General features: G+C 59.1%; 13 protein-coding genes and 1 pseudogene. 7 read left to right on the top strand and 7 right to left on the bottom strand.

Annotated elements, in window-relative coordinates; all coding sequences use genetic code 11:
* From ACI7M0_RS19255 to ACI7M0_RS19240, 4 genes are read left to right on the top strand one after another with little or no spacing between them, the layout of a single operon-like run.
* A complete protein-coding gene (locus ACI7M0_RS19255; protein WP_129933221.1) occupies positions 1–2,292 on the top strand; it encodes a hypothetical protein in 2,292 nt (763 codons plus the stop codon).
* A 30-nt stretch (positions 2,293–2,322) separates the two neighbouring features.
* On the top strand, positions 2,323–5,220 hold the full coding sequence (locus tag ACI7M0_RS19250; RefSeq protein ID WP_129933219.1) for a hypothetical protein: 2,898 nt from the start codon (positions 2,323–2,325) through the stop codon (positions 5,218–5,220).
* A 58-nt stretch (positions 5,221–5,278) separates the two neighbouring features.
* Positions 5,279–5,770: a hypothetical protein gene (locus ACI7M0_RS19245; protein ID WP_129933217.1), complete on the top strand. Its 492-nt coding sequence runs from the start codon at positions 5,279–5,281 to the stop codon at positions 5,768–5,770.
* A gap of 27 nt (positions 5,771–5,797) precedes the next feature.
* A complete protein-coding gene (locus ACI7M0_RS19240; RefSeq protein WP_129933214.1) occupies positions 5,798–9,691 on the top strand; it encodes an RHS repeat domain-containing protein in 3,894 nt (1,297 codons plus the stop codon).
* Between the two features lie 74 nt (positions 9,692–9,765).
* On the opposite strand, the gene ACI7M0_RS19235 is transcribed toward ACI7M0_RS19240, so the two are convergent.
* The 6 genes from ACI7M0_RS19235 to ACI7M0_RS19210 all read right to left on the bottom strand — a co-directional run bounded on the left by ACI7M0_RS19235 (position 9,766) and on the right by ACI7M0_RS19210 (position 17,909).
* Complete coding sequence (locus tag ACI7M0_RS19235; protein WP_177413611.1) at positions 9,766–10,833, bottom strand: fimbrial protein; 1,068 nt, start codon at positions 10,831–10,833, stop codon at positions 9,766–9,768.
* 79 nt (positions 10,834–10,912) lie between these two features.
* Positions 10,913–13,411, bottom strand: coding sequence for a fimbria/pilus outer membrane usher protein (locus ACI7M0_RS19230; protein ID WP_129933211.1), 2,499 nt, complete (start codon positions 13,409–13,411; stop codon positions 10,913–10,915).
* A 27-nt stretch (positions 13,412–13,438) separates the two neighbouring features.
* Complete coding sequence (locus ACI7M0_RS19225) at positions 13,439–14,176, bottom strand: molecular chaperone (protein WP_129933209.1); 738 nt, start codon at positions 14,174–14,176, stop codon at positions 13,439–13,441.
* Positions 14,177–14,237: 61 nt separating this feature from the next.
* Entirely contained in the window at positions 14,238–14,783 is a 546-nt protein-coding gene (locus tag ACI7M0_RS19220) for a fimbrial protein (protein ID WP_129933206.1), read from the bottom strand.
* Between the two features lie 188 nt (positions 14,784–14,971).
* Complete coding sequence (locus ACI7M0_RS19215; protein ID WP_064491463.1) at positions 14,972–15,382, bottom strand: PA2817 family protein; 411 nt, start codon at positions 15,380–15,382, stop codon at positions 14,972–14,974.
* Positions 15,383–15,461: 79 nt separating this feature from the next.
* Positions 15,462–17,909, bottom strand: a complete 2,448-nt coding sequence (locus tag ACI7M0_RS19210; protein ID WP_129933204.1) for an acyl-CoA dehydrogenase — start codon at positions 17,907–17,909, stop codon at positions 15,462–15,464.
* A 405-nt stretch (positions 17,910–18,314) separates the two neighbouring features.
* On the opposite strand from ACI7M0_RS19210, the gene ACI7M0_RS19205 reads away from it, so the two are divergent.
* The 3 genes from ACI7M0_RS19205 (at position 18,315) to ACI7M0_RS19195 (ending at position 20,780) form a co-directional block, all read left to right on the top strand.
* Positions 18,315–18,938, top strand: a complete 624-nt coding sequence (locus ACI7M0_RS19205) for a glutathione S-transferase (protein WP_010952921.1) — start codon at positions 18,315–18,317, stop codon at positions 18,936–18,938.
* A gap of 133 nt (positions 18,939–19,071) precedes the next feature.
* Positions 19,072–20,004: an ABC transporter ATP-binding protein gene (locus ACI7M0_RS19200; protein WP_010952922.1), complete on the top strand. Its 933-nt coding sequence runs from the start codon at positions 19,072–19,074 to the stop codon at positions 20,002–20,004.
* On the top strand, positions 20,001–20,780 hold the full coding sequence (locus ACI7M0_RS19195; protein ID WP_003247128.1) for an ABC transporter permease: 780 nt from the start codon (positions 20,001–20,003) through the stop codon (positions 20,778–20,780). Before ACI7M0_RS19200 ends, ACI7M0_RS19195 begins: the two co-directional genes overlap by 4 nt.
* A 9-nt stretch (positions 20,781–20,789) precedes the next feature.
* On the opposite strand, the pseudogene ACI7M0_RS19190 reads toward ACI7M0_RS19195, so the two are convergent.
* Positions 20,790–21,296: pseudogene (locus ACI7M0_RS19190) on the bottom strand (DUF2062 domain-containing protein); the annotation flags it as partial.
* Positions 21,297–21,431: the final 135 nt, after the last annotated feature.

Raw genomic sequence — 21,431 nt, 5'->3', positions numbered from 1 at the left:
ATGAGCATGAACAAACCGTTATTGCTGGGTGATTGGTTGGTCGATAACCCGGACCTGATGAAATGGGACAGCATTACGGGCGTGTGCCTGACCGCAGGCAATACCGCGCTTCGGCAAACCCATGCCACCCATCTAAGCCAGGGACACGAAATTGCAGGTTTATCTGGCCAGCTTGAAATTGACATGAGCGATATCGTTTACCACTTTGCAGGGTACCAGTTGTCAGGGCCACAAGTGGGCATTAAGCGCGCGAGTTACGAGAGCACCCGGTTGGAAATGGTGGCCAACTTGCATGGTGGAACCCTTGTCATGACCGAAGGCGGTAATAAAGTGCTCAGCCTATCCGAGCATGATGCGCTACAAGGTCTTGAGCTTAAACAACAAGCCAGCGCAGATTTCAAGAATGGCGCATTGGTGCTGGATGTGTCCAAAGGCGAAGACATGCGCCTTGCAGTGAGTGAGTACGACAGCGAACAACTGTTGGCGGGTGACTGGTTGCGTCAGCAATTGCCAGTAGAGGCCGAAAAACTTGAGTACCCGCTGGTCACGGGTTTGCAGGGGCAACCGGAGCTTGAATTGAGGGTTGCCCAGCTTGCCACACAGGCGGATGCCCAGGACAAGGGTGACACCTTGGTCGTGTTTGCGTCTTCGCAATATGGCAGTGCAGGGGACTTGCCCAATATCAATGGCGATTTCCCACGTCTGCTGCCAGACCCGCCTGAGCCAGAAGATGCGGTGCAGTTGCTCAGTTCACGTGTGCTACACCGTAATGCCTTCCTCGCTGGTTTCACCCAGCTGTTGGACGGGGGGCGTTTCAGCCACCGCAGTGAAGACGGGCGGCTTGTCGAGGTGGTTGCTGAAGCGGGCACCTTGCAGATACCGCCTACGAATTATGAGTCGCAAGGATATATCTTTGCCGCCAAGCCCTTCCAAATAGGGGCGGCAGGTGGGGTTGCAGCCACTTTCGAGCTGGACCTGATCACCTTGCAGTGGCATGGCGAGGCCACGATTGACTTCAGCTGCCTAGCCAAGGGTGAAGAGGTACCTTCGGAGTTCAAGGCGGATTTTGCCCTGTCACTGCGACACCGTTTTTATTTGCTACCCAACGTTGAAAACGATCAGGGCTTGCTGGAGGGGCAGTTTTTCTCCCCTTGGCCGGAGGCACAGGAAGCCCATGCCCGGCGCGGCCTTCCCGAGGGTGATGAATACGAGGAACTGCGCTTGCAGGCAGGGGACTTTGCGGCCTACGCGGTGAAGCGGGCAATCCTGCTGGCGATTGCGAAAAAACTCAACCCTGCAGCCCCGGAGCAGTGGATGGAAGCGCTGACAATCGGGGGTGGCCATACCATAAAGTTCAACCCTGCCGACCTGGCGTTTCCCGGTGCGCTGTTGGCTTCGGGTTCGCTGAGCCACGATGCTGCGTTTCGCATCCGCGATGACGATGTGAATGTGCTCGCGGGCGGCTTTCATGAATTCATAGTGGATAACCCGCAAAACGAGGCGCTGACCTGGACATTGGAAACCCTCCCTGGCGGGCCTTCCGACCCTGGCAGCTTCGTCGATGGCAAATTCCGGGCACCTCCTGCGCACACCTTGCAGAGGCGCTCGGGGCAAGTGCTGGTGATCGCCTCCAACGCGGCGGGCCAGAGAAGCGTTGCCGTCGTTACGGTGCTGCGCCAGCCACTGACGGTCAACCCCTTCATCACCGTGATGCAAGCCGGCACACAGCGCCTTTTGAATGCAGGGGTGCTGGACGAAGCGTCCCTCGACACCAAACCGCTGAAATGGACGATGGTCAATCCTGACCCTAAGTACAGCGGCGAGAAGGTGGAAGAAGACCAGGGGCGTCGTTGCCGCTACACGGCCAAGGCAGTCGATTCGAACGAAGAACAAACCTATTGGGTGGAATCGCTTGAGGTGGAGCTCGAAGAGCCCGCCGGCAAGCAGGCCGTACATGTGCTGGTCACCCTGCGGCAGCCCATGCTCAGGGTGAAGTTGGCCACTGCACCACAGCGCGATGGCAGCATGCAATTTGAGGCTTACGTAGGTTCGAACAAAGACCCGGTGGCCGCACAGTGGCGCCTGGCAGTGGGGACGGGGCAAATCGACCCTGATACCGGCCTGTACGTGCCCGCGCAGAGTGGGCCGCAATCCCCCGGCATTGTGGTGATTGCCTCCCATGAATCAGAGGGGTACGGGCTCTTTGAAGGGCACCTGGTCATGCCCTCGCAGCCCAGCCGCTTTACTGGCTTGTGCCAACAGATGCTGGCATCGAAGACGCGCTCGGTATGACCCACTCGCGTTCACTGACAGGAGAATGACATGTCAAACCCCATTTCCTATGTGTTGCAGCGGATGGACAAGCATCCCATCACCGAAAGTTGGGGGGCCGTTGCGGCGTTCAGCCGCGCGCGCCTTAACGATGTGCTGCTCGAGCAATACAAACAGCGTTTTAGTGCGTTGAGTTTCGTTCCGCTGTTCAATGCAGACGTCGACCATGAAGACCATATCCGCACACGAAGCGTGTTGCGCAAGATCGAATTTGGCCCGCCGCTGCTGTCATTCGCCAATGCGTCGCTAAAGAACTCCACAGCACAGCTGACCTTCCCTATCCTGGCCGGGGTCTACAGGCGTCAATCGCCATTGGCAGAAAACCTGCAGACGCGCTTCATCATCGATGCGTCCATGGGTTATTCGCTGGTGGTGAACGTCGACCTCAAGCTGGTGACCGGCGAGATCGACCGGCGCGGGAGGGTCACGCTAGACCTGGCGGAGGCGTCCAGTTTCAGCTGCAACCTGGGGGGGGAAGACGAGCACGTAAACGGCCTGATCACTGCCGCCATGCAAGGTTGGTTCAAACGGTTACCCGCGCACCAAGGCCAGTTCGAACTGGGCATGATTGACTTCTCAGGCTACTCGGCGTTGTCGCCCGTCAGCTTCACTATCCTGACCCAGCCGGCACCAGGCGCCAACGTCTTGGGGGCGGACAATTATGGCGACGGTGCGGTACTTACCTTCATTCAGTTGCGGGCAAATACGGATCCAGGCCAGATACCAGAGTCTTTTCCCTACCTGATTCCCGATGACCTGGACGAAGACGGACGCGAGCTTTATTCGGCGACCATCGTTGTGGACAAAGCCATGCTAGGCCATGTGCGTGACGACAACCTGGATGTTCTGGCATCGATACTGTTCGGGACGTTGCACAAGTTCGAGGAGCGCGAACGGCATACCCCGCACGACCTCGCAGTATTTGGCAATATTGTCGCTGTACCCCCGTTATATACCATCGACTCGCCCACCACTACCGTGCCTGCGGGCGGTTCAGTCAAGTTTACCCTGCGCGATCAGGCTGGGGAGGAGGTGCAAGCCAGCAAATGGTATGCCCGCAGCCGCCAGAGCCATTTGGCGGTGGGCGATGGCCAAATCGGCCCTGATGGTTTTTACCAGGCTGTTGGGCTTGAGGATATTGGCCATCACAGCCTGACAATCTTGATTACAGCCGAGCTTGATTCTGACGATGGTAAAGAAACGCATCGCGTGACCACCCAACTGATCGTGCAGTTCGAGCAGGTGCAGATCGCGCCGCGGGTGGGTGTGTTTGCAGCGCGCACGCCGATTGCACTGAGCGCGGCCATGCCGGGGGGCAATATCGAGTGGTCGCTGCTCGGAGAGCCGCGCGGTCAGCTTGCGCAGACCAACGGCCACCGAAATTCCTATACCGCCGAAAAGGCCGCCAGCCGGCGCCAGCTGACTGTCCAGCAAGTGCAAGCCACAGGCAGCCAGCAGCGTATGTCGACACTGGTCATGCTCAATGGTTTGCAATCGATGGTCATCGACCCTGTACGTGCAACCGGCCTGAAGCCAGGTGAGGTCGTGCCGCTGATAGAGCGAGACCCGGAATTACTGCCAGACGCACGTCGGCGCTGGAAACTGATCGGCCCGGGTACCCTGGATGGCGAAGGTAACTATATCGCCCCTTCAGGTGAAGAACAGGGCGCCAGTGTCGTGACCTGCGAGTTGGTGGAGAATGGCGTGGTGCTGGCGTCAGGCTACAGCTTGCTCGAATTTGGCGAAGCGCAATTGGTGGAAGAAGGCTCCTGGGTCAGGTTGACGAGCTATACCATCACCGTACCGGGAGGGACCGAGCAAGGTGCCAGGGGCGAACTGCTGAGGAACGGGTTCCAGTCTTTACGGCTGCAGGTAGTTGTCGAAACCGAGCCTGTGGATGGCAAATACTATAAATTGACTGAAGACGAACGCGCCACCATCGGCTTGACCATCAAGCAAGATAAACAGGAAGTGGATTCGCTGAATGATCACGAAAACCCTAGTGGCGGCTTGGATGCAGCCGACAAGAGAAAGTGGGGTACCCGTCGCGTAGCTAACCGTTTTGATTTGGTGTATTCGCAATTGGCCGAGGCGCTTCCTGTCAGAAGCGAAGAGGCGACAGTCCGGCAGGATCTCTACCTTCATACCAAGGAGAGGGCGGGGCAGGCGACCACCTTCTACAGCATGTTCATGGCCGAAACGGGGGGGACCTATAAATCCGATGATAACAGCGGCAGCGTGGGGTCCACGATTGAAATAACGCCCAAATCACCTCCTGACTTCGGGGAACAGGACTATTCTTGGAGGTACGTGCGCGTTGAAGGCAGTACGGGTCAGCCGAACGACCCCGGTGACCCGGCGTTCGATTATAATTTGGTGACGCTGGATTACTGGATACTCAAGTTGATTAAAAGCCGCTTCGAAACCATTGAGTTTCTGGCGCGTAACGAATCAGACCCCCATATCAGCACTTCCATGATTCGTTGGGAGTCCCAAAACAAAAACGAGGTAATGTTCAGTTTTACCGGTTCTATCTTCCGGGACAGCGAAGCCAAGGACGCCGATAAATGGAAGTCGGGGGTGCCTAATAGCGTCCCGATCGACTTTGATGAGAACTTGTCAAAGCTCATGTCCGGCCGAGAGGAACTGAAAAGCACGGTATTTGACGATGCTTTTGAACAGGGCACTTTGGTAATCACTAATCATCGGGTGATGGATTTCCTCTACGTCGGGGGAGAGAACGCTACGCGTGATCAGCTTTCGAGATCCATAGTGGTTTTGCTACGGGATCGACAGGGTAATGCCCATTATCGGCGCTTCGCCTACAGAGGCGCCACTACGCTCGGTCATCGAAACTACATCGAACATACTTTGTTCACACCAGTTTAAGCGGATGGGCCGCCTGTTGCGCGGGCGGCCTGTTCAATATATAGAAAGGAGTGAAATCATGAGATTCTGCCAGTCTGCGTGGCGTGTCGTTATGCTCTCAGCTTTGCTTTCAGTGGCCGCAGGTGTTTATGCACTTGACAAGCCTTCTGAGACGAAAGGCACGGCACAACTGTATTTAGCGGGAGGTAAGGATGAGCCTGATTCTGGAAATACCTGCTCAATCGAAATCAAACCGGATGGACCTCATGAATATGATTTTCCGGATGAGGGTTGTAAAAACGACGATATGTATTGGTATCGAATCGAGAACGCCCCGTCGGGTACATTGATTACACTGTACTCCGAGGCTGATTGCCGCAATGAAAAGTCGTGGTGGTTCAAAATTAGAACATATATACAGCCGACAACGACCACATGGCGAAAGATTGCAGATTTGGCGCCGGCCCCAGTAAATTCTATTATTACGGCCGGTATTCTTCTTGATTTAAAGAAGTATGAAGGTGATCAACAAGTGGGCGGTAAACTCTCTTGCGTCAAAATCGACCTCTAATCCCGAGCTACTCCAAGGAGAACGATGATGTCCGATGAACGTTCGGTCCATTCCAATGCCTTCAACTTCATGAGCCACTTGACGGGTGGCGTCGATTCACGCACGGGGTTGTACACTTTCACCGCCAAGCTTCGCAGCATTTCGGGCAACGACCAGTCGGGGCCCGAGTTTGACGTGACGTTGCGCTATAGCCCGCTCAGCATTGCCGACAGTGGTTTTGGTACAGGCTGGAACCTGCGCACCACCGAATTCGACCCTGCCCAGAACCGCCGGATCATTTCCCTGGCCAATGGCGAAACGTTCAAAGCCGATGGCCGTGCCGGCACTACCAACCAGTTGACGATGTCGGAGAGAAAAATCGACACGTTCCACCTTTATGAGGATGCTGAAGACCGCTGGCGGGTGGTGCACCGCTCCGGCGTGGTGGAAGTGCTCGAGCTAAAAGGTTCGAGCCCGAACGTCAGGGCAGTGCCGACCCGCATCTTCAGTCGCCAGGGCCATTGGCTGAACCTGGAATACGGCACTCATAACGGCTTCCCGATGTTGACCAAGATTACCGACATGCGCGATGTCACCTTGTTGGAAGTCGTTCGCAATGACAACGTGCAGTTGACGATGCCGACAGACACGGGTATCGCCACCTATACCTTGGTGCTGGGGACCGACAACCGGGTGGACCGCATCGAACTGCCCATCGACAACCCGGTGGACCGCGCCGGTCTGCACACCGAAAAACCGCCGAGGTGGCGCTTTACGTATAGCCGCATCAGAGATATCGATTGCATCAGCACGGTCTACACCCCTTCGGACGGTAAGGATGAACTCCGCTATGATGATGGCGGTCACCTGTTCCCGATCGGTTCGGGTCTGGCACCGCTGCCAAGGGTTACACGGCATGTGGAGCACCCAGGCAATAAGCAACCCTCGATCGACACGCGTTACACCTATTCCAGCAACGGTCACAACTTCCTGGGTGGCAATGCACCGCTGACCTGGGTAAACGATGGCCTGGACAATCTGTTCCGCCAGGTTATCGATTATGACTATGCCACCACAGAGACACTCTGGGTTGATGAAAAGCCCGTACGCAGCACCGTCCGCGAGTTCAACAAGTTCCACCTGCTTACCAGGGAAACGACCTATGTAGGCGAGGCGCTGAATGCCGACGAAACCGAAGTTATCGGCAACCAGATCAAGGAAGTCCAGACGGGGTATAACCTCAAGCCTGGCGCCCTGTTCAAGGACCAGCCGAAGTATTGTCAGTTGGTCCACAGCATCGATACGTCCTGGTGGTTGAAGGACGACCCGTCCGCCAGGTTCAGGCTGGCGGAAGCCAGCACCTACGACGATCACGGCAACCTGAAGACGCATAGGGCCGTCACTGGTATTGAAGAGACTTACACTTGGTATGAGGCAGAAGAGCCGGGCTTCCCAGGCCATGCAGAAGGCTTCGTTACCTACCTGAAAGAAAAAATCCAGAAGCCGGCAGCCGGCTATCCCGGCAGTGCTCCGGTACGCACCACGCATTACACCTATCAGCAGTTGCCAACGCTGACCAGTGCCCAACCGCATACCCAGCAGCAGGACTGGCTGGAAGTGCAGGTGGAAACCTATACCAGTGGCAATGAAACAAAAGCTACACACCATGCTTTTGAGCAAGCTGAGGATGAAACGGGCAGTGAGGCTGACAAACCATTGCAACATGGTCGCCTCAAGAGCCAGCAAACGCGCTACCCGAACCCGAAAAAGGGTGAACCGAACGAACCGGACACGCTCGACACCCTGATGGCGCACACTTACACCTTCGAAACACTCAGCTGGGATGCTGCCAAGGGGCGGGGCCCCTTGGTCAAGGGCACCATGAAAGTGCTGCAGGACAAGCAGCTACTGACTGGCTACGACGGCACCAGCAAGGAAATCAGAGTGCAGCGCTCCCTGGCATCGGGAGAAACGGTGCTCAGCCGTGATGAAACCAATACGGAAATCATGACCGTATGGGACGCACTGCTGCGCGTCGAGCGGGAGATCGTCAGCCCGGGCAAGGAAGAAGAGGCGTTTAAACGCTACGAATATCAACTGAGCAACGACGAGGGCGTTCAGGCCACCCAGACACAATACGATGTGAAGGGTGTGATGACTGTGGCCTATTTCGATGGTGCTCATCGCACGATCAGGGAAGAACGGGAAGACCCGGACAATGGTCTGCCCAAAGGGGAAACCAAACCCATCTACACGGCCCGGTTCGACGCATGGGGCAGGTTGCTGGAAGAGACTGAAATTGACTGGCTCAAGGGCCGTGACCTGCCTTTGAAAAGCCGCTACAAGTACGATGCCTGGGGTGAGCAATTATGTGTCATCGGCCCTGATGGCGTAGGCGAGTTCGCGCAAACCAACCCGATCGGCGATGGAGAAACCGGCCCGATCAAACGCGAGTGGCGGCAGAAGGTGCTGGACGATGAGGGGAACGAACTGGAAAACGGCGCCAAGACCGGGGTCACTGAAACCCAGCTGAACCGTTTTGAATTGCCTGTGCAGGTTCGACGCTGGGTGAAGGAGAAGCCGACTGATGAACAGGAAACCGTACTCAAGAGCGAAACGCTGACCCAATACGATGGATTGGGTCGCAAACATCAGGAAGAGTCAGGGCTGGGTAACGCGGAGCAAAAGCAGAGAGAAAAATTCACCTACGATGGTTTCGATCGCCTGCTGGCTCATGAACTACGTAAGGATGAGGTTGTTTACAGAACCTTTGCGGCACACACCGACAAGGATTTACCCATCACCATTCGGGTGAATGACCTTGAGCTGCTGGGGGAGCAACACTTCAACGGCCTGGACCTGATGGATTGGTCGAAAACCGGTGGCCGTTTACAGGAATATGAATACAAGACGGGTGAGCTCAAACCCAACAAGGTAAGCACGCCATTGGGTGTTATCGAATACGATTATCGTCCCTACCTCACAGAAGAACCTGTGCTACGAAGACTGGGGGGCAAAGAAGCCAATTATGTATTCGACAAGCAGAACGCACGCCTGGAAAGCTGTGTCGAGGCCCAAGGACAATCGATTTCGCGCACGTACTACAGCACGGGTGAAGTACGCGTTGAAACGCGTGGTAATTACGACATGGAGTATGGCTACAGCTACAGGGGGCGAATGGAATCGTACCGGGATGTGCTGAACCAGACCCAGATCAATGAATACGATAATGTGGGTCGACTTGATACCACCACGCTGGGAGACCTGTCGAGCCAATTCGCATACGACGAGCTAGGGCGTACAGCGAGCTATGCAACCACCGATGCATCAAGCGAACCGGTCAATACGCTTAAAACGACATTGGAATATGATGACCTGGAGCGCGAGCGTTCGCGAACGTTCACCTTCAGCCAAAGGCCCGAGCAAGTACTGACCCAGGAATATGACGAATTTGACCGCATCATTGAGCGCGTTCTTACAGAAGGCCCTGCGAAAACGCCCACCGTATTGCGGAAAGAAACGTACAGGTATGATTTGCGCGGCCGGCTGGTCAATTATACCTGCGAGGGCGACCTGTGCCCAATTGACCCTCATGGCAAGAAGATAGCCCGCCAGGTGTTTGGCTTTGACGCGGTGGATAACATTCGTCAGGTGGTGACGCTTTATGACGGCGGTGGGCAGCTTGTGGCGATCTACCATTTCAATGAACCTGCGGATCCCGCTCAGCTTTCAGGCATTGAAAACAGAGTCGACGATCTTGAGCCCACTTATACAGAGCTTAAATACGATGAAAATGGCAACCTGACACACGACGAAGCTGGTCGTATTCTGGAATATGATGCGCTCAACCGTCTGATCAAGGTGACAGACCCTGAAAAAGGGGAGTGCCTGTACGGTTATGACCCGCAGAATATTCTGAGTTCGACCGAGAGCGAGTTCTGATACTGCAACCTGCACCTGGATCAATCCGGCGCCCAAGTCCTTAATGGACTTGGGCGCCGTTTTGTCCGCTCGGTTCAACGGTAGCGAAGGGTGAAGTTCAAAGCGCCGAACGCGTCGCCGGCAACGACTGCGCTGGCCTCGTCAGTCTGGTAGAAGCGTGCGCCAAAATTCAGCACGGTGGTGTTTTCCTGGATCGGCTGGAGGTGCTCTTCCCGTTGCAGGGGTAGGGGGGTGCCATCATCTTTCAGCACCTGAATGCCAACCCCTTCCGCCGTGGAGTCAGTGGTGAGCGTGAATACGCCGTCCAGCCCCGGTACGGGGGTCGACCCCTTGGTGGGGTCGAGTTCGATGGTTGCCATGGTCAGTCCCCCCGGGTCTGTCTTGCAGTTGCTCAGGGTAATTGAAAACGGCACGGTCGCTGTTGTGGTGCCTTTGCCGACGAAATGCGACTTGTCCCATGTCTGCAGCTCTACGGGGGTGTCGCTTATCGGGTCGCCGATGAGGGTGCATTGGGTTTGCAACACCTGGGCCTGTAACCGATAGCGCAGTACCAGGCCCAAGCCTGTGGCATCGAAATGCCCGGTGAACAATTCGGTGTCGACCGTATGCTGGCCGGGGGCAATATCCCCCGTTTTGACCAGGGTGACCTCGCTCGTGATACCGCTGAGCTTGAAGCCCCCAAGCTGGTTGTTGGCCTGCATGGTCGACCGCATCGGGATGAAAGGGTTGTGTGGGCCACCCTCTGGCATGAAGAAAGTGGGGACTGCGCCGTTGAAAGGTGCACGTAGCCGGATGCGCGCGCCGACCCCGTCGATGTTGGTTTTCAGGATATAGCCATCGGAGGGCTCACCTTCAACGGGGGGGAGCGGGTCGGGAAATACATCCCTGGCGTTCATGTCGAAACGCCAGAGTACGTCGCCATCGTTAAAGCAGAGCAGTTCCGATCGTGGCATGGACTGGGTATACGAGGACAGGTTGGGTGTGCCGATGGCGCTGCCTGGCTCGGCGTTCGCAGGGACATGCATCACGCCGCTGAGTATGCGGGTTATGGTCATTGGCTGGCTGCCAGTGTTCCAATTGCAGCGGTCGGCGGCGTGGGCTTGATAGCTGCTGAGCAGCGCTATGGGCAGCGCCCAAGGCATGAGGCGTTTCATTCGCGGTTCCTGGTGTTGAGCGGCCGTTCTGGGCACGAGTTGCATGGCGAGAAGGGCGCGGGTGAAGTCATTCACATGTCAGCGATAGCACGCGATAGCCTTGCTGTTGAGCAATGGTCTGCGGGTCCAGCGCGAAGCTGCAGCGGTTTTCGGACGCTTCGCCCCAGCGGGCTTCGAGGCGCTGCAGGCCGTCGGCAACAGACACCATCACGCGGCCTGCCGGGCCGACCATGCCCAACACGTTTTCATTGGCGTCGTGGAGCTGGCTGCCAAAGGGCAAAGGCTGCTGGTCTTTGGTGGCAAGGGTCAGCACCACACGGTTGGCGCGACGGGCCTGGAACTGGGTTTTGATGACTGCGCCGCGGCGAGGTATGGCATTGGCGATGCCATTGCTGATCTCGACCTCCGGGTTCAGCCGGTCGGTGTCGAGCACGAGCTGGTTCAGCCGGTAGGGACGCAAATGGGGAACCAGGGCATAGCCTTTGGTGTTGGTGCGCACGGCGCCGTGGCTCTGTAACCCCACGTCAGCGGTATCGGGGACATGCAACAGACCAATGGTTTCGCCCAGGTAGGGCCCGAATTCCAAACCATCAGCGTGCAGCAATGCCGCGCCACTCATGTTCAGCGACAGGCTGCTGTAGTCATCCGATACCGACAGGCCGGCGCCGAGGGTGGCCTGAGGTGCCTGGTAGGCCACGGACAGGCCGGCGCTTTGTTGCCGCTGTTCGCTGGATGCGACTGTGGCACTGTAGCTTACGCGGTCCACTTGGCCGTTCAACGCTGCCCGCTGCGAAGTACCGTGGGCAGAGTTTTGCAAGTCGAGGCTTAAACTGCTGCTGCGGCCGAAATCCAGCGGCAGCGATATGCTCAGGCCGAACTGACGGTCACTGCCCGAACTGTTTTGCGTCAGTGATTGCGACCCGTAGAGGTTGTAGCTGACGCCGTTGTGCGAGGTGTTGAAATTGAGCTGGAACTGACGCTGGCTATCGCTGCGTTGCCAGTAATCCTGCTGCGAAAGCGTAAGGCTGAGTGTGCTGCGCTCGCCCACACGCTGGTTGATCGAGCCCTCTATTCGGCTACGCCGGCTGCCCAGGAACAATCGGTCGCTGCTGCGCTGGCTGACCCACTCGTCGAAGTCTCGATAGCCTTGGGTGGAATAGCGGTACCCGGCAAAGCGCAAGTGTGTGCCGTTGTTGAAGGCTTTGCTGTATCTGGCACCATAGCTCATGCCTTGCAGGGAACGATGTTCCATGGGGGCGATATCGCTGCGTGCATGGGTGATATCGAAGGAAAGCGCCCCGATTGCCCCCAGGTCCCGGGCGATGCCGATGGCGCCGGCGGTGTAGCCTTGGCTGGCCATCAAGCCGCCATACAGGGTGGCATTCCAGACCATGCCCAATGCCATTGTTCCTTGCCACAGCAGCGGGTCATCATGGCTTTGGGCCGGGTTGTAGCGGCCCAGCGTGGTGCTGTAGCGCCAGACCCCGGGACGAAGCAGGTTGGTAATGCTGGCATAGGGCTGGATGAACCGCCGCACCTGGCCATCGGCTTCGGTCAGTACCACCTCCAGCTCGCCCGTGGCGCCCACGTTCAGGTCGTCGATAGCGTACGGGCCAGGGCTGACATACGTTGAGTAGATCGGGTAGCCGTTCTGCCACACTTCGAGTTTGGCGCGCGATTGCGCCACGCCGCGCAGGGTGGGGGCATAACTGCGCACCGCGTCAGGCAGCATGTCGAAATCGGAGGCAAGCCGCACGCCGGTGACTGGCACGCTGCGGAATATGTCGCTGCTGGTGAAGGTTTCGCCCAGCGTGATGTTGCCCCAACTGCCTGGCAGGTCGTGCTGGGCGTAGGTGTAGGAACGGTCCCAGGTTTGCCGGCCCTGCTCGTCGCGGCGCCAGGACTGGTTGCTGCGCAAACGCCAGCCGGCGAGGTTGATGCCGCTGTTCAGGAACAAATCCTGGCTGTTCTGGCTGCCGCGTCCGCGGCTTTGGCTTTGCTGCGTGGCCGCCTGGTAACTGACGAAGGCGGCCGGTATGCCATCTTCCCAGCGCGCCGGGTCTACCTGGCCTGCCATATCGCGCTGCAGTGCGATTTGCGGTATGGAAATAGCCAGTTGCAATAGGCTGGCATCGAAGTCGACGCGTGCGCCCGGCACCAGCCTGGGCAGGTCGAGGCAGGCGTTTTCAAGTGTGGTGGGGTCAGAAATGGCATCCAGTCGCAGCCCCAGTTCGGCCATCAGGCCGGGGGGCAGGCACGGCTGCAATTGCCCATCCCCAGCTGGCGGCTCGAACACAAGTTCATGCACGCCGGCGGGGCTCAGGTTGACCAGCACTTGCACGGGATAGCGCCCGGGCGGCAACTCTTGCTGTTCGGACAGCGCGTGCAGGGCCTGAGCGGCGTTCGTCCTGGGCTGCCCAGGGGACAGGTACAGAAAGCTTGCCTCGAACTCGGCGCCTACCGGTGGTGTGGGTGTTGCCAGCACCTTGCCGGACGCCAGGCAGAGAACCATTGGGCAAACGTGGCGCAGGCGAATACGCCTGCACCCGTGGGGTTGCAGGATCATTGTGGTTCCTTCAGGAGTAGCCGGAGGTCAGGGGGTGTCGTGCACCGGAAGCGTCAGCGGTTTGCTGATGCCGCCGTAGTCATTGATCACCGCTACGATGGCCTGCAAGCCAGGGCCTTCCAGACTGGGGGGCAGCAGGTAGCCGAGCTCGGACATGGGGGGCACCATGTCTACACCCGGCAGGGCTTCCTGTTGCTTGCCCTTGACCAGGTCCAGCCGGTTGAAGGTGTAGTGATAGGGCGTGGGGTTGTGCAAAGTCAGGTGTGGGCGGCCGTCGCGCAGGGTTCTGACCAGGCGTAGCTCCTTGAGCCTGTGCACCGGATTACCTTGAACCTGCGTCGGGCGGTAGAACAATTTAATCCGCGTGCGCAGGGCAATGTTCAGGGTGTTCTGTTTACCGTCGATGGCCTGGGGAATTTCTTGCAGGTTGAAAAAGAACAACGATTCGCGGTCCTGGGGCAGGTCGTTTGGCAGGCCGCTGATCTGAACCGATTGGTCCTTGCCTGCAGCCAGCCTGAACAAGGCCGGGGCGGTCATGAACGGTACGGCCGTGGTGGTGTCATCGGCCTGGGTATTGACCCAGGTCTGGGCGGCGAAGGGGCGTTGGCTGGGGTTGGCAACTACCACCGAAGCGCTGCGCTGACTGCTTTCGTAGATGATGCGCGTGCTGCTGATGGTAAGGGCGGCCTGGGCGCTGTTCAGCAAGCTGGCTAGAAGCAGCAGGCAACCGCCCAGCATCGTCGAAGTGCGGGTGACGGGGAGCATGGAAAATGACCGATTTTGAGTGACAGTGGGATCCAGGTGCGCGAAGGCACCTGGCAGGGCATCAAGGCAGCGTGATACTGAAGTTCACATCTGCGTTGGCATCACCATCGGTCACTGTGCCGGTCTTCAAGTACGAAGCGTAGAACTTGAGGTCCGTTACGCCTGTGGATGCAATGTCGTAGTCCTTGGATGGCGTTCGCGGAGCGATATTTGTGAACGTATCATCCTTGATGGTCAACGCCAGGCCCTGCGCTAATCCACCGCCGCTGCGAATGGCATAGTGAGCATTTCCCGGGCCTGCATCGCCGTGGTGAGAGTTGAATGTGACTTGGCTTGTGTAAGGATTTGGAATATTGCAGCTGCCTACATCTGCATCAACGCGTAACGCGAATGGGATGTCGGGGGTGACGGTGTTGGTGTCGAAGTATTTGACCGCGTAGTTTCCAAGCTCAACGGCGCCAATTGCGCCCGAGCCCGGTATGACAATCTCGATCGGGCAAGTACCGCCGCCGTTGATATGCCCTTTGAAAAGGATTTGGCCCCTTTCATCGGCAAAAGCCGTGGTACTTGCCAGGCCCAAGGCTAGCGTCATGAAGATCTTGTTCATGGTTCAATCCGTACGTTGATAGGTTGGCTGGCTGCGTGAAAGGCACGCAGCGTTTCAGGGTTGCCAGGGCATCCTTGAAACGAGCGACAGCGTACGGGCGGGGGGGCGAAGCGGATGTAGGGCGGAGTGCGACCAGCGTGTTGAAATGTCGACAAGCACCCGGCTAGAGCGCCGGGTGCATGGAAAGATCAGTGACGGGAGGCTGGGCCGGTTGGGCTCAATAGCTGTTTTTCAGCATGCCAGTCGAAGGGTTCGTCATTCTGCTCTGCCTCGTAGCGGCGCTCCTCCAGTTGCTGGTAAACGGACAGTTCTTCATCGGGCATGTAGTGCAGGCAGTCGCCGCCGAAGAACCACAGCAGGTCCCGTGGCACCAGGTGGGCGATTTGCGGGTAGCGCTGAATCACCTGGCATATCAGGTCCTGGCCCAGGTATTGGCTTTCCAGTGGGTTTTGCGGCAGCAGGGTCAGCAGTTCGTCGAAGCGTTCGAGGAACAGGGCGTGGCTTTCCTCCGGCACCTGCTCGGCTTCACCCAGGGCCACCAATATGGTGCGCAGGTGGTTCAGCAGTTGCAGGTGATATTCCAGGTGGGGGTTAGCCATTGGGGTGGTCCTCGAGGTGGTTGAAACGGGGCGCGGAGTATACGCCGGTTGGGGAAGGGGCCGCAAAACGGCCCCTGTCTCAGCGTACCTTGCCTTGCTCCGACAGCAGCTGTGCCTTGTCGAAGGCATCCACGTCGATCACCGCACGGCGCGCTTGCTCGGCTGCATGCAGGCGTTGCGCCTGATCAGGCTGAAGTACACCACTGTCGACTGCCGCATCGAGCACCGACTGCCCGGGCGCCGGCCGTACCTTGCCTTCCTTGGTTGCCTGATGCAGCGCGCTGTGCAGCGGCGTCGCCTCCTCCAGCAGGTCGCAGGCCCGTTGCAAGGCTGCCACCGGGTCGCCGTCGGCTTGCGGCCTGAAGCAACCGGCAAGCAGCTCTTCCAGCGCAGGGTCGCCTTTGCTGCGCCCGATCAGCGCTGCCACCTCGGCGTCCAGTTCATCGCTCGGCCCGGTGTGACGGCGGCCGAAGGGGAACACCAGCACCCGTAGCGCGCAGCCGACGAAGCGGTTGGGGAAATTGTCGAGCAACCGGTCCAGGGCATGCTCCGCCTGGCCCAGGCTTTCTTCCATGGCCCAACGCAGCAGGGGCTGCATGTGCTCGGGCGAACCGAGATCGTGGTAGCGCTTGAGTGCGGCACTGGACAGGTACAGGTAGCTGAGTACATCGCCCAGCCGCGCACTCAGGCGCTCCCGGCGCTTGAGCGCCCCGCCCAGCAGCATCATCGACAGGTCCGCCAGCAGGGCAAAGGCGGCGGCCTGGCGGTTGAGGGCCCGGAAGTAGCCTTGGCTCAGCGTGTCCCCCGGTACTTTCTCGAAAAGCCCCAGCCCCAGGTTGAACACCAAAGTGCTGGCCGCATTGCCGGCGGCGAACAGGATGTGTTTCATCAGCAGGTCATCGAATTCCTGGAGTGCCTGATCGTGGTCCTCACGCCCGGCCAACGCCATTTCCTTGAGCACGAACGGATGGCAGCGGATGGCGCCCTGGCCGAAGATCATCAGGTTGCGCGAAAGGATGTTGGCGCCTTCGACCGTGATGAAGATCGGCGCCCCTTGCCAGTTGCGGCCCAGGTAGTTGTTCGGGCCCATGATGATGCCCTTGCCACCGTGCACGTCCATGGCGTGCTGGATGCATTCGCGGCCACGCTCGGTGAGGTGGTACTTGAGTATCGCCGACAGCACCGAGGGTTTCTCGCCCAGGTCCACGGCCTTGGCAGTCAGCAGGCGGGCACTGTCCATCAGCCAGGCGTTGCCACCGATGCGTGCCAGTGATTCCTGGATACCTTCGAAGGCTGCCAGTGGCACGTTGAACTGCTCGCGGATATTGGCGTACTGGCCGGTCACCAGGCTGGTGTACTTGGCGGCCCCTGTACCCACGGCAGGCAGTGAGATGGAGCGACCTACCGACAGGCAGTTCATCAGCATCATCCAGCCTTTGCCGAGCATGGCTTGGCCGCCAATGAGGAAGTCCAGGGGGACGAACACGTCCTTGCCGCTGTTGGGGCCATTCATGAACGCGGCGCCCAGTGGCAGATGGCGTTTACCGATTTCCACCCCGGGGGTATCGGTGGGGATCAGTGCCAGGCTGATGCCCAGTGCTTCCTCATCGCCCAGCAGGTGGTCCGGGTCGTAGGCCTTGAATGCCAGGCCCAGCAGGGTGGCGACTGGACCGAGGGTGATGTAGCGCTTTTCCCAGTTCAGGCGCAGGCCGATCACTTCTTCGCCTTGCCACTGGCCTTTGCAGATGATGCCGGTGTCGGGCATGGCGCCAGCGTCGGAGCCGGCCAGTGGGCCGGTGAGGGCGAAGCAGGGGATTTCCTCGCCTCGGGCCAGGCGGGGCAGGTAGTGGTTGCGTTGTTCGTCGGTGCCGTAATGCAGCAGCAGTTCGGCAGGGCCCAGGGAGTTGGGCACCATCACCGTGGAGGCCAGGTCGCCGCTGCGGGTGGCCAGCTTCATCGCCACCTGAGAGTGGGCGTAGGCGGAGAAGCCCTTGCCGCCGTATTCCTTGGGGATGATCAAGGCGAAAAAGCCATGCTGCTTGATATGTGCCCAGGCTTCGGGCGGCAGGTCCAGGTCCTGGCCGATCTGCCAGTCGCTGACCATGGCGCACAGCGCTTCGGTAGGGCCATCGATGAAGGCTTGCTCTTCTTCAGTCAGCTTTGGTGCCGGGTAGGCCAGCAAAGTCCGCCAGTCGGGGCGGCCACTGAACAGTTCGCCGTCCCACCACACGGTGCCGGCGTCGATGGCTTCGCGCTCGGTCTGCGACATGGGTGGCAGGGTGCGCTGGAACCAGCGGAATACCGGGGCGGTAAAAACTTTGCGTCGCCACTGCGGGAGCGCAACCAGGGCGATCTTCAGGGCCAGCACCACCCAGATCAGCGCCAGCAGCCAGCCGGGGGCACTGCTGAAAATGCCCATCAACAGCACATAGGCCGCCAGGATGCCGAGAATCTGCAAGGGCGCCAGGCGCCGGTGCGTGAGGTACGCCGCGCCGATCACCAGCACCACCAACCACAACAGCAACATAATCGGTCCTCCTTGGAACCAAGGGCTTGAGCCATTCCAGATAGCTTAGACGCAATGCTGTGAACGGCATGTTCAGAACAGTGACAGGGTGTGGCGGTGGGAGTTTCAGTTCATTTGTTCGCCTGTACCGGCCTCTTCGCGGGTGAACCCGCTCCTACGACGGTGTGGCGAGCCCCCCGATCGATGTGGGAGCGGGCTTGCCCGCGAATGCGATGGTGCTGCGACGGTGAATGATCTGGGATATTGGCTGGCAGGTCCGGCCCTTTCGCGGGTGAACCCGCTCCTACGACGGTATGTGGCAACATTACAGAGTGATGTAGGGGCGGCTTGCCCGCGAAGAGGCCCGTACAGGCGGCGAAGGTCTGGAGTAGACTGTGCCACCTCCGCACTCAAAAGGATGTTGCCATGCTGAAGATCTGGGGCCGCAAGAATTCGAGCAATGTGCGCAAGGCGCTGTGGATCGCCCACGAGCTGGGCCTGGACTTCGAATCCATCGACGCCGGCGGCGCCTTCGGCGTGGTCAACGAGCCGCACTACCGCGCCCGCAACCCCAACGGCCTGGTGCCGATGCTCGAAGACGGCGACCTGACCTTGTGGGAATCCAACACCATCGTCCGCTACCTGTGCGCGGAGTACGGCACGGAGCAGGGCTGGTATCTGGCAGACCCTCGCCAGCGCGCCCTGGCCGACAAATGGATGGACTGGACCACATCGTCCTTCGCTACCCCTTTCCGGCCCCTGTTCTGGGGCCTGCTGCGCACGCCGGAAGACCAGCGCGACTGGGTGGCGATCAACGCCGCGCACAAGCAGTGCGCGCAATTGCTGGCCATTGCCGACGAAACCCTGGCCAGTCAGCCATACCTGTCCGGTGACCAGATCGGCATGGGCGACATCCCACTGGGTAGCTTCATCTATGCCTGGTTCGAACTTCCCATCGAGCGCCCGGACATGTACCACCTTCAAGCCTGGTATGAACGCCTGAAGCAACGCCCGGCCTACCAGGCCGCCGTGATGACCGCGCTCACTTGAACCCGCTTCGATAGTCATTATCAATAGATGTGACTGTACTTGTGCAGCCTGGCCTTGCACCATGGTTGCACTCACTGCGCCAGTGACTTTACCTGGCGTGTCCTGCACCTTTTTCTTCGGTAAGTGACCCGCTATGAGTTCCGCCCTGTCCATCCGACAGCTGACCAAGACCTACGGCAATGGCTTTCAGGCCCTCAAAGGCATCGACCTTGATGTTGCCGAAGGCGACTTCTTCGCCTTGCTCGGCCCCAACGGCGCCGGTAAATCCACCACCATCGGCATTCTCTCGACCCTGGTGAACAAGACCAGCGGCACAGTAAACGTGTTCGGTCACGACCTGGACCGCGAGCCCTCCGCGCTCAAGCGTTGCCTGGGCGTGGTGCCGCAAGAGTTCAACTTCAACCAGTTCGAAAAGACCTTCGACATCGTCGTGACCCAGGCCGGGTACTACGGCATCCCGCCCAAGCTGGCCAAGGAGCGCGCCGAGCAGTACCTGACCCAGCTGGGCCTGTGGGACAAGCGTGATGTGCAGTCGCGTTCGTTGTCCGGCGGCATGAAGCGGCGTCTGATGATTGCCCGCGCATTGATCCACGAACCGCGCCTGCTGATCCTGGACGAACCCACCGCCGGGGTGGATATCGAGCTGCGCCGCTCGATGTGGAGCTTCCTCACCGAGCTGAACCAGAAGGGCATCACCATCATCCTCACCACCCACTACCTGGAAGAGGCTGAGCAGCTGTGCCGTAACATCGGCATCATCGACCATGGCACCATCGTCGAGAACACCAGCATGCGCCAGTTGCTGGGCAAGCTGCATGTCGAAACCTTCGTGCTCGACCTCAAGCAGGACCTGGCCGCGGCGCCGGTACTGCAGGGCTACCCGTGCCGGCTGCTGACCCCGCATACCCTGGAAGTGCAGGTGGAGAAGGACATCGGCATCACCGCACTGTTCGGCCAGCTGGCGCTGCAGAACATCGAAGTGCAGAGCCTGCGCAACAAGACCAACCGACTCGAGGAGCTGTTCGTGTCCCTGGTGGAAAAAAACCTGTCGAAGGTGGCCGTATGAGTGTGGAACTGCGCACCAACTGGGTCGCCCTGAACACCATCGTCTACCGCGAAGTGCGGCGCTTCCTGCGCATCTGGCCGCAGACGTTGCTGCCACCAGCGATCACCATGGTCCTGTACTTCGTCATCTTCGGTAACCTGATTGGCCGACAGATCGGCGACATGGGTGGCTTCACCTACATGCAGTACATCGTGCCGGGGCTGATCATGATGTCGGTGATCACCAACTCCTACGGCAACGTGGTGTCGAGCTTTTTCGGCAGCAAGTTCCAGCGCTCGATCGAAGAGCTGATGGTGTCGCCAGTGTCGCCGCACACCATTCTCGTCGGCTATGTGCTGGGTGGGGTGCTGCGTGGTTTGGCGGTGGGTGTGATCGTGACCATCCTGTCGATGTTCTTCACCGACCTGCAGGTGCACCACCTGGGCGTGACCGTGGTGGTGGTGCTGCTGACGGCCACCATCTTTTCGCTGCTTGGCTTCGTCAACGCAGTGTTCGCGCGCAACTTCGACGACATCTCGATCATCCCGACCTTCGTGCTGACGCCGCTGACCTACCTGGGCGGGGTGTTCTACTCGATCAACCTGCTGCCGCCGTTCTGGCAGACCGTGTCGTTGGCCAACCCGGTGCTGCACATGGTCAACTCGTTCCGCTACGGCATTCTAGGGGTGTCGGATATCAGCATTGGCACGGCGATCACCTTCATGCTGGTGGCCACTGCGGTGCTCTACGTTGTTTGCGTTCGCTTGCTGGTCAGCGGCCGCGGCATGCGGGCCTGAAGCCTTGCACCGGCATTGGCGACGACGCCACTGCCGGCCCACCCACCAGCGCCAGTAGAACATGGTGGAGAAGTAGGCAAGGATGCCCAGCACTACGCCGCACACCACCGAGCCGAGCAGGAAGGGTTGCCACAGCGTCGACAGCTGGTCGGTGATCCACTGGAAGGTCAGCTCGTCGGGCAGGGTGCGCGGCGGTACCTGCATCAGCCAGGCACCGGTCATGTAGGTGACGAAGAACACCGGCGGCATGGTCAACGGGTTGGTCAGCCACACCAGGCTGACGGCGACCGGCAGGTTGCCGCGCACCGGGATCGCCAGGGCCGCCGCCAGCAGCATCTGCATCGGGATGGGAATAAGCGCCGCGAACAGGCCCACACCCATGGCTCTGGCCACCGAATGGCGGTTCAGGTGCCAGAGGTTGGGATCGTGCAGCAACTTGCCGAAAAAGCGTAAGGATTTGTGTTCCCGAATGCTGGTCGGGTCCGGCATGTAGCGTTTGAAAAGTCGGCGCGGCATGTAGGCTCCCGGAGCGTTGACCCTGGCAGTATGCCCTTAATCCTGCTCCGACTCGTTTAGAGTTTGTGACAATTGTTGAGCAAGCGTTGCCGGCAATTGGGCTATGCCTCAGGAGGTGATTCGCCTTCTGGAGCT

Origin of the sequence: Pseudomonas sp. 10(2024) (assembly GCF_045164175.1) — a bacterium.
Classification (GTDB): Bacteria; Pseudomonadota; Gammaproteobacteria; order Pseudomonadales; family Pseudomonadaceae; genus Aquipseudomonas; species Aquipseudomonas alloputida.
The sequence above is the reverse complement of the archived record's forward strand: the minus strand, read 5'-3'. Positions and strand labels throughout refer to the sequence as shown.

Coding starts and splice junctions, on each gene's coding strand:
- ACI7M0_RS19255 (WP_129933221.1), top strand. CDS start 1: ATGAGCATGAACAAACCGTTATTGCTGGGTGATTGGTTGGTCGATAAC.
- ACI7M0_RS19250 (WP_129933219.1), top strand. CDS start 2,323: ATGTCAAACCCCATTTCCTATGTGTTGCAGCGGATGGACAAGCATCCC.
- ACI7M0_RS19245 (WP_129933217.1), top strand. CDS start 5,279: ATGAGATTCTGCCAGTCTGCGTGGCGTGTCGTTATGCTCTCAGCTTTG.
- ACI7M0_RS19240 (WP_129933214.1), top strand. CDS start 5,798: ATGTCCGATGAACGTTCGGTCCATTCCAATGCCTTCAACTTCATGAGC.
- ACI7M0_RS19235 (WP_177413611.1), bottom strand. CDS start 10,833: ATGCCTTGGGCGCTGCCCATAGCGCTGCTCAGCAGCTATCAAGCCCAC.
- ACI7M0_RS19230 (WP_129933211.1), bottom strand. CDS start 13,411: ATGATCCTGCAACCCCACGGGTGCAGGCGTATTCGCCTGCGCCACGTT.
- ACI7M0_RS19225 (WP_129933209.1), bottom strand. CDS start 14,176: ATGCTCCCCGTCACCCGCACTTCGACGATGCTGGGCGGTTGCCTGCTG.
- ACI7M0_RS19220 (WP_129933206.1), bottom strand. CDS start 14,783: ATGAACAAGATCTTCATGACGCTAGCCTTGGGCCTGGCAAGTACCACG.
- ACI7M0_RS19215 (WP_064491463.1), bottom strand. CDS start 15,382: ATGGCTAACCCCCACCTGGAATATCACCTGCAACTGCTGAACCACCTG.
- ACI7M0_RS19210 (WP_129933204.1), bottom strand. CDS start 17,909: ATGTTGCTGTTGTGGTTGGTGGTGCTGGTGATCGGCGCGGCGTACCTC.
- ACI7M0_RS19205 (WP_010952921.1), top strand. CDS start 18,315: ATGCTGAAGATCTGGGGCCGCAAGAATTCGAGCAATGTGCGCAAGGCG.
- ACI7M0_RS19200 (WP_010952922.1), top strand. CDS start 19,072: ATGAGTTCCGCCCTGTCCATCCGACAGCTGACCAAGACCTACGGCAAT.
- ACI7M0_RS19195 (WP_003247128.1), top strand. CDS start 20,001: ATGAGTGTGGAACTGCGCACCAACTGGGTCGCCCTGAACACCATCGTC.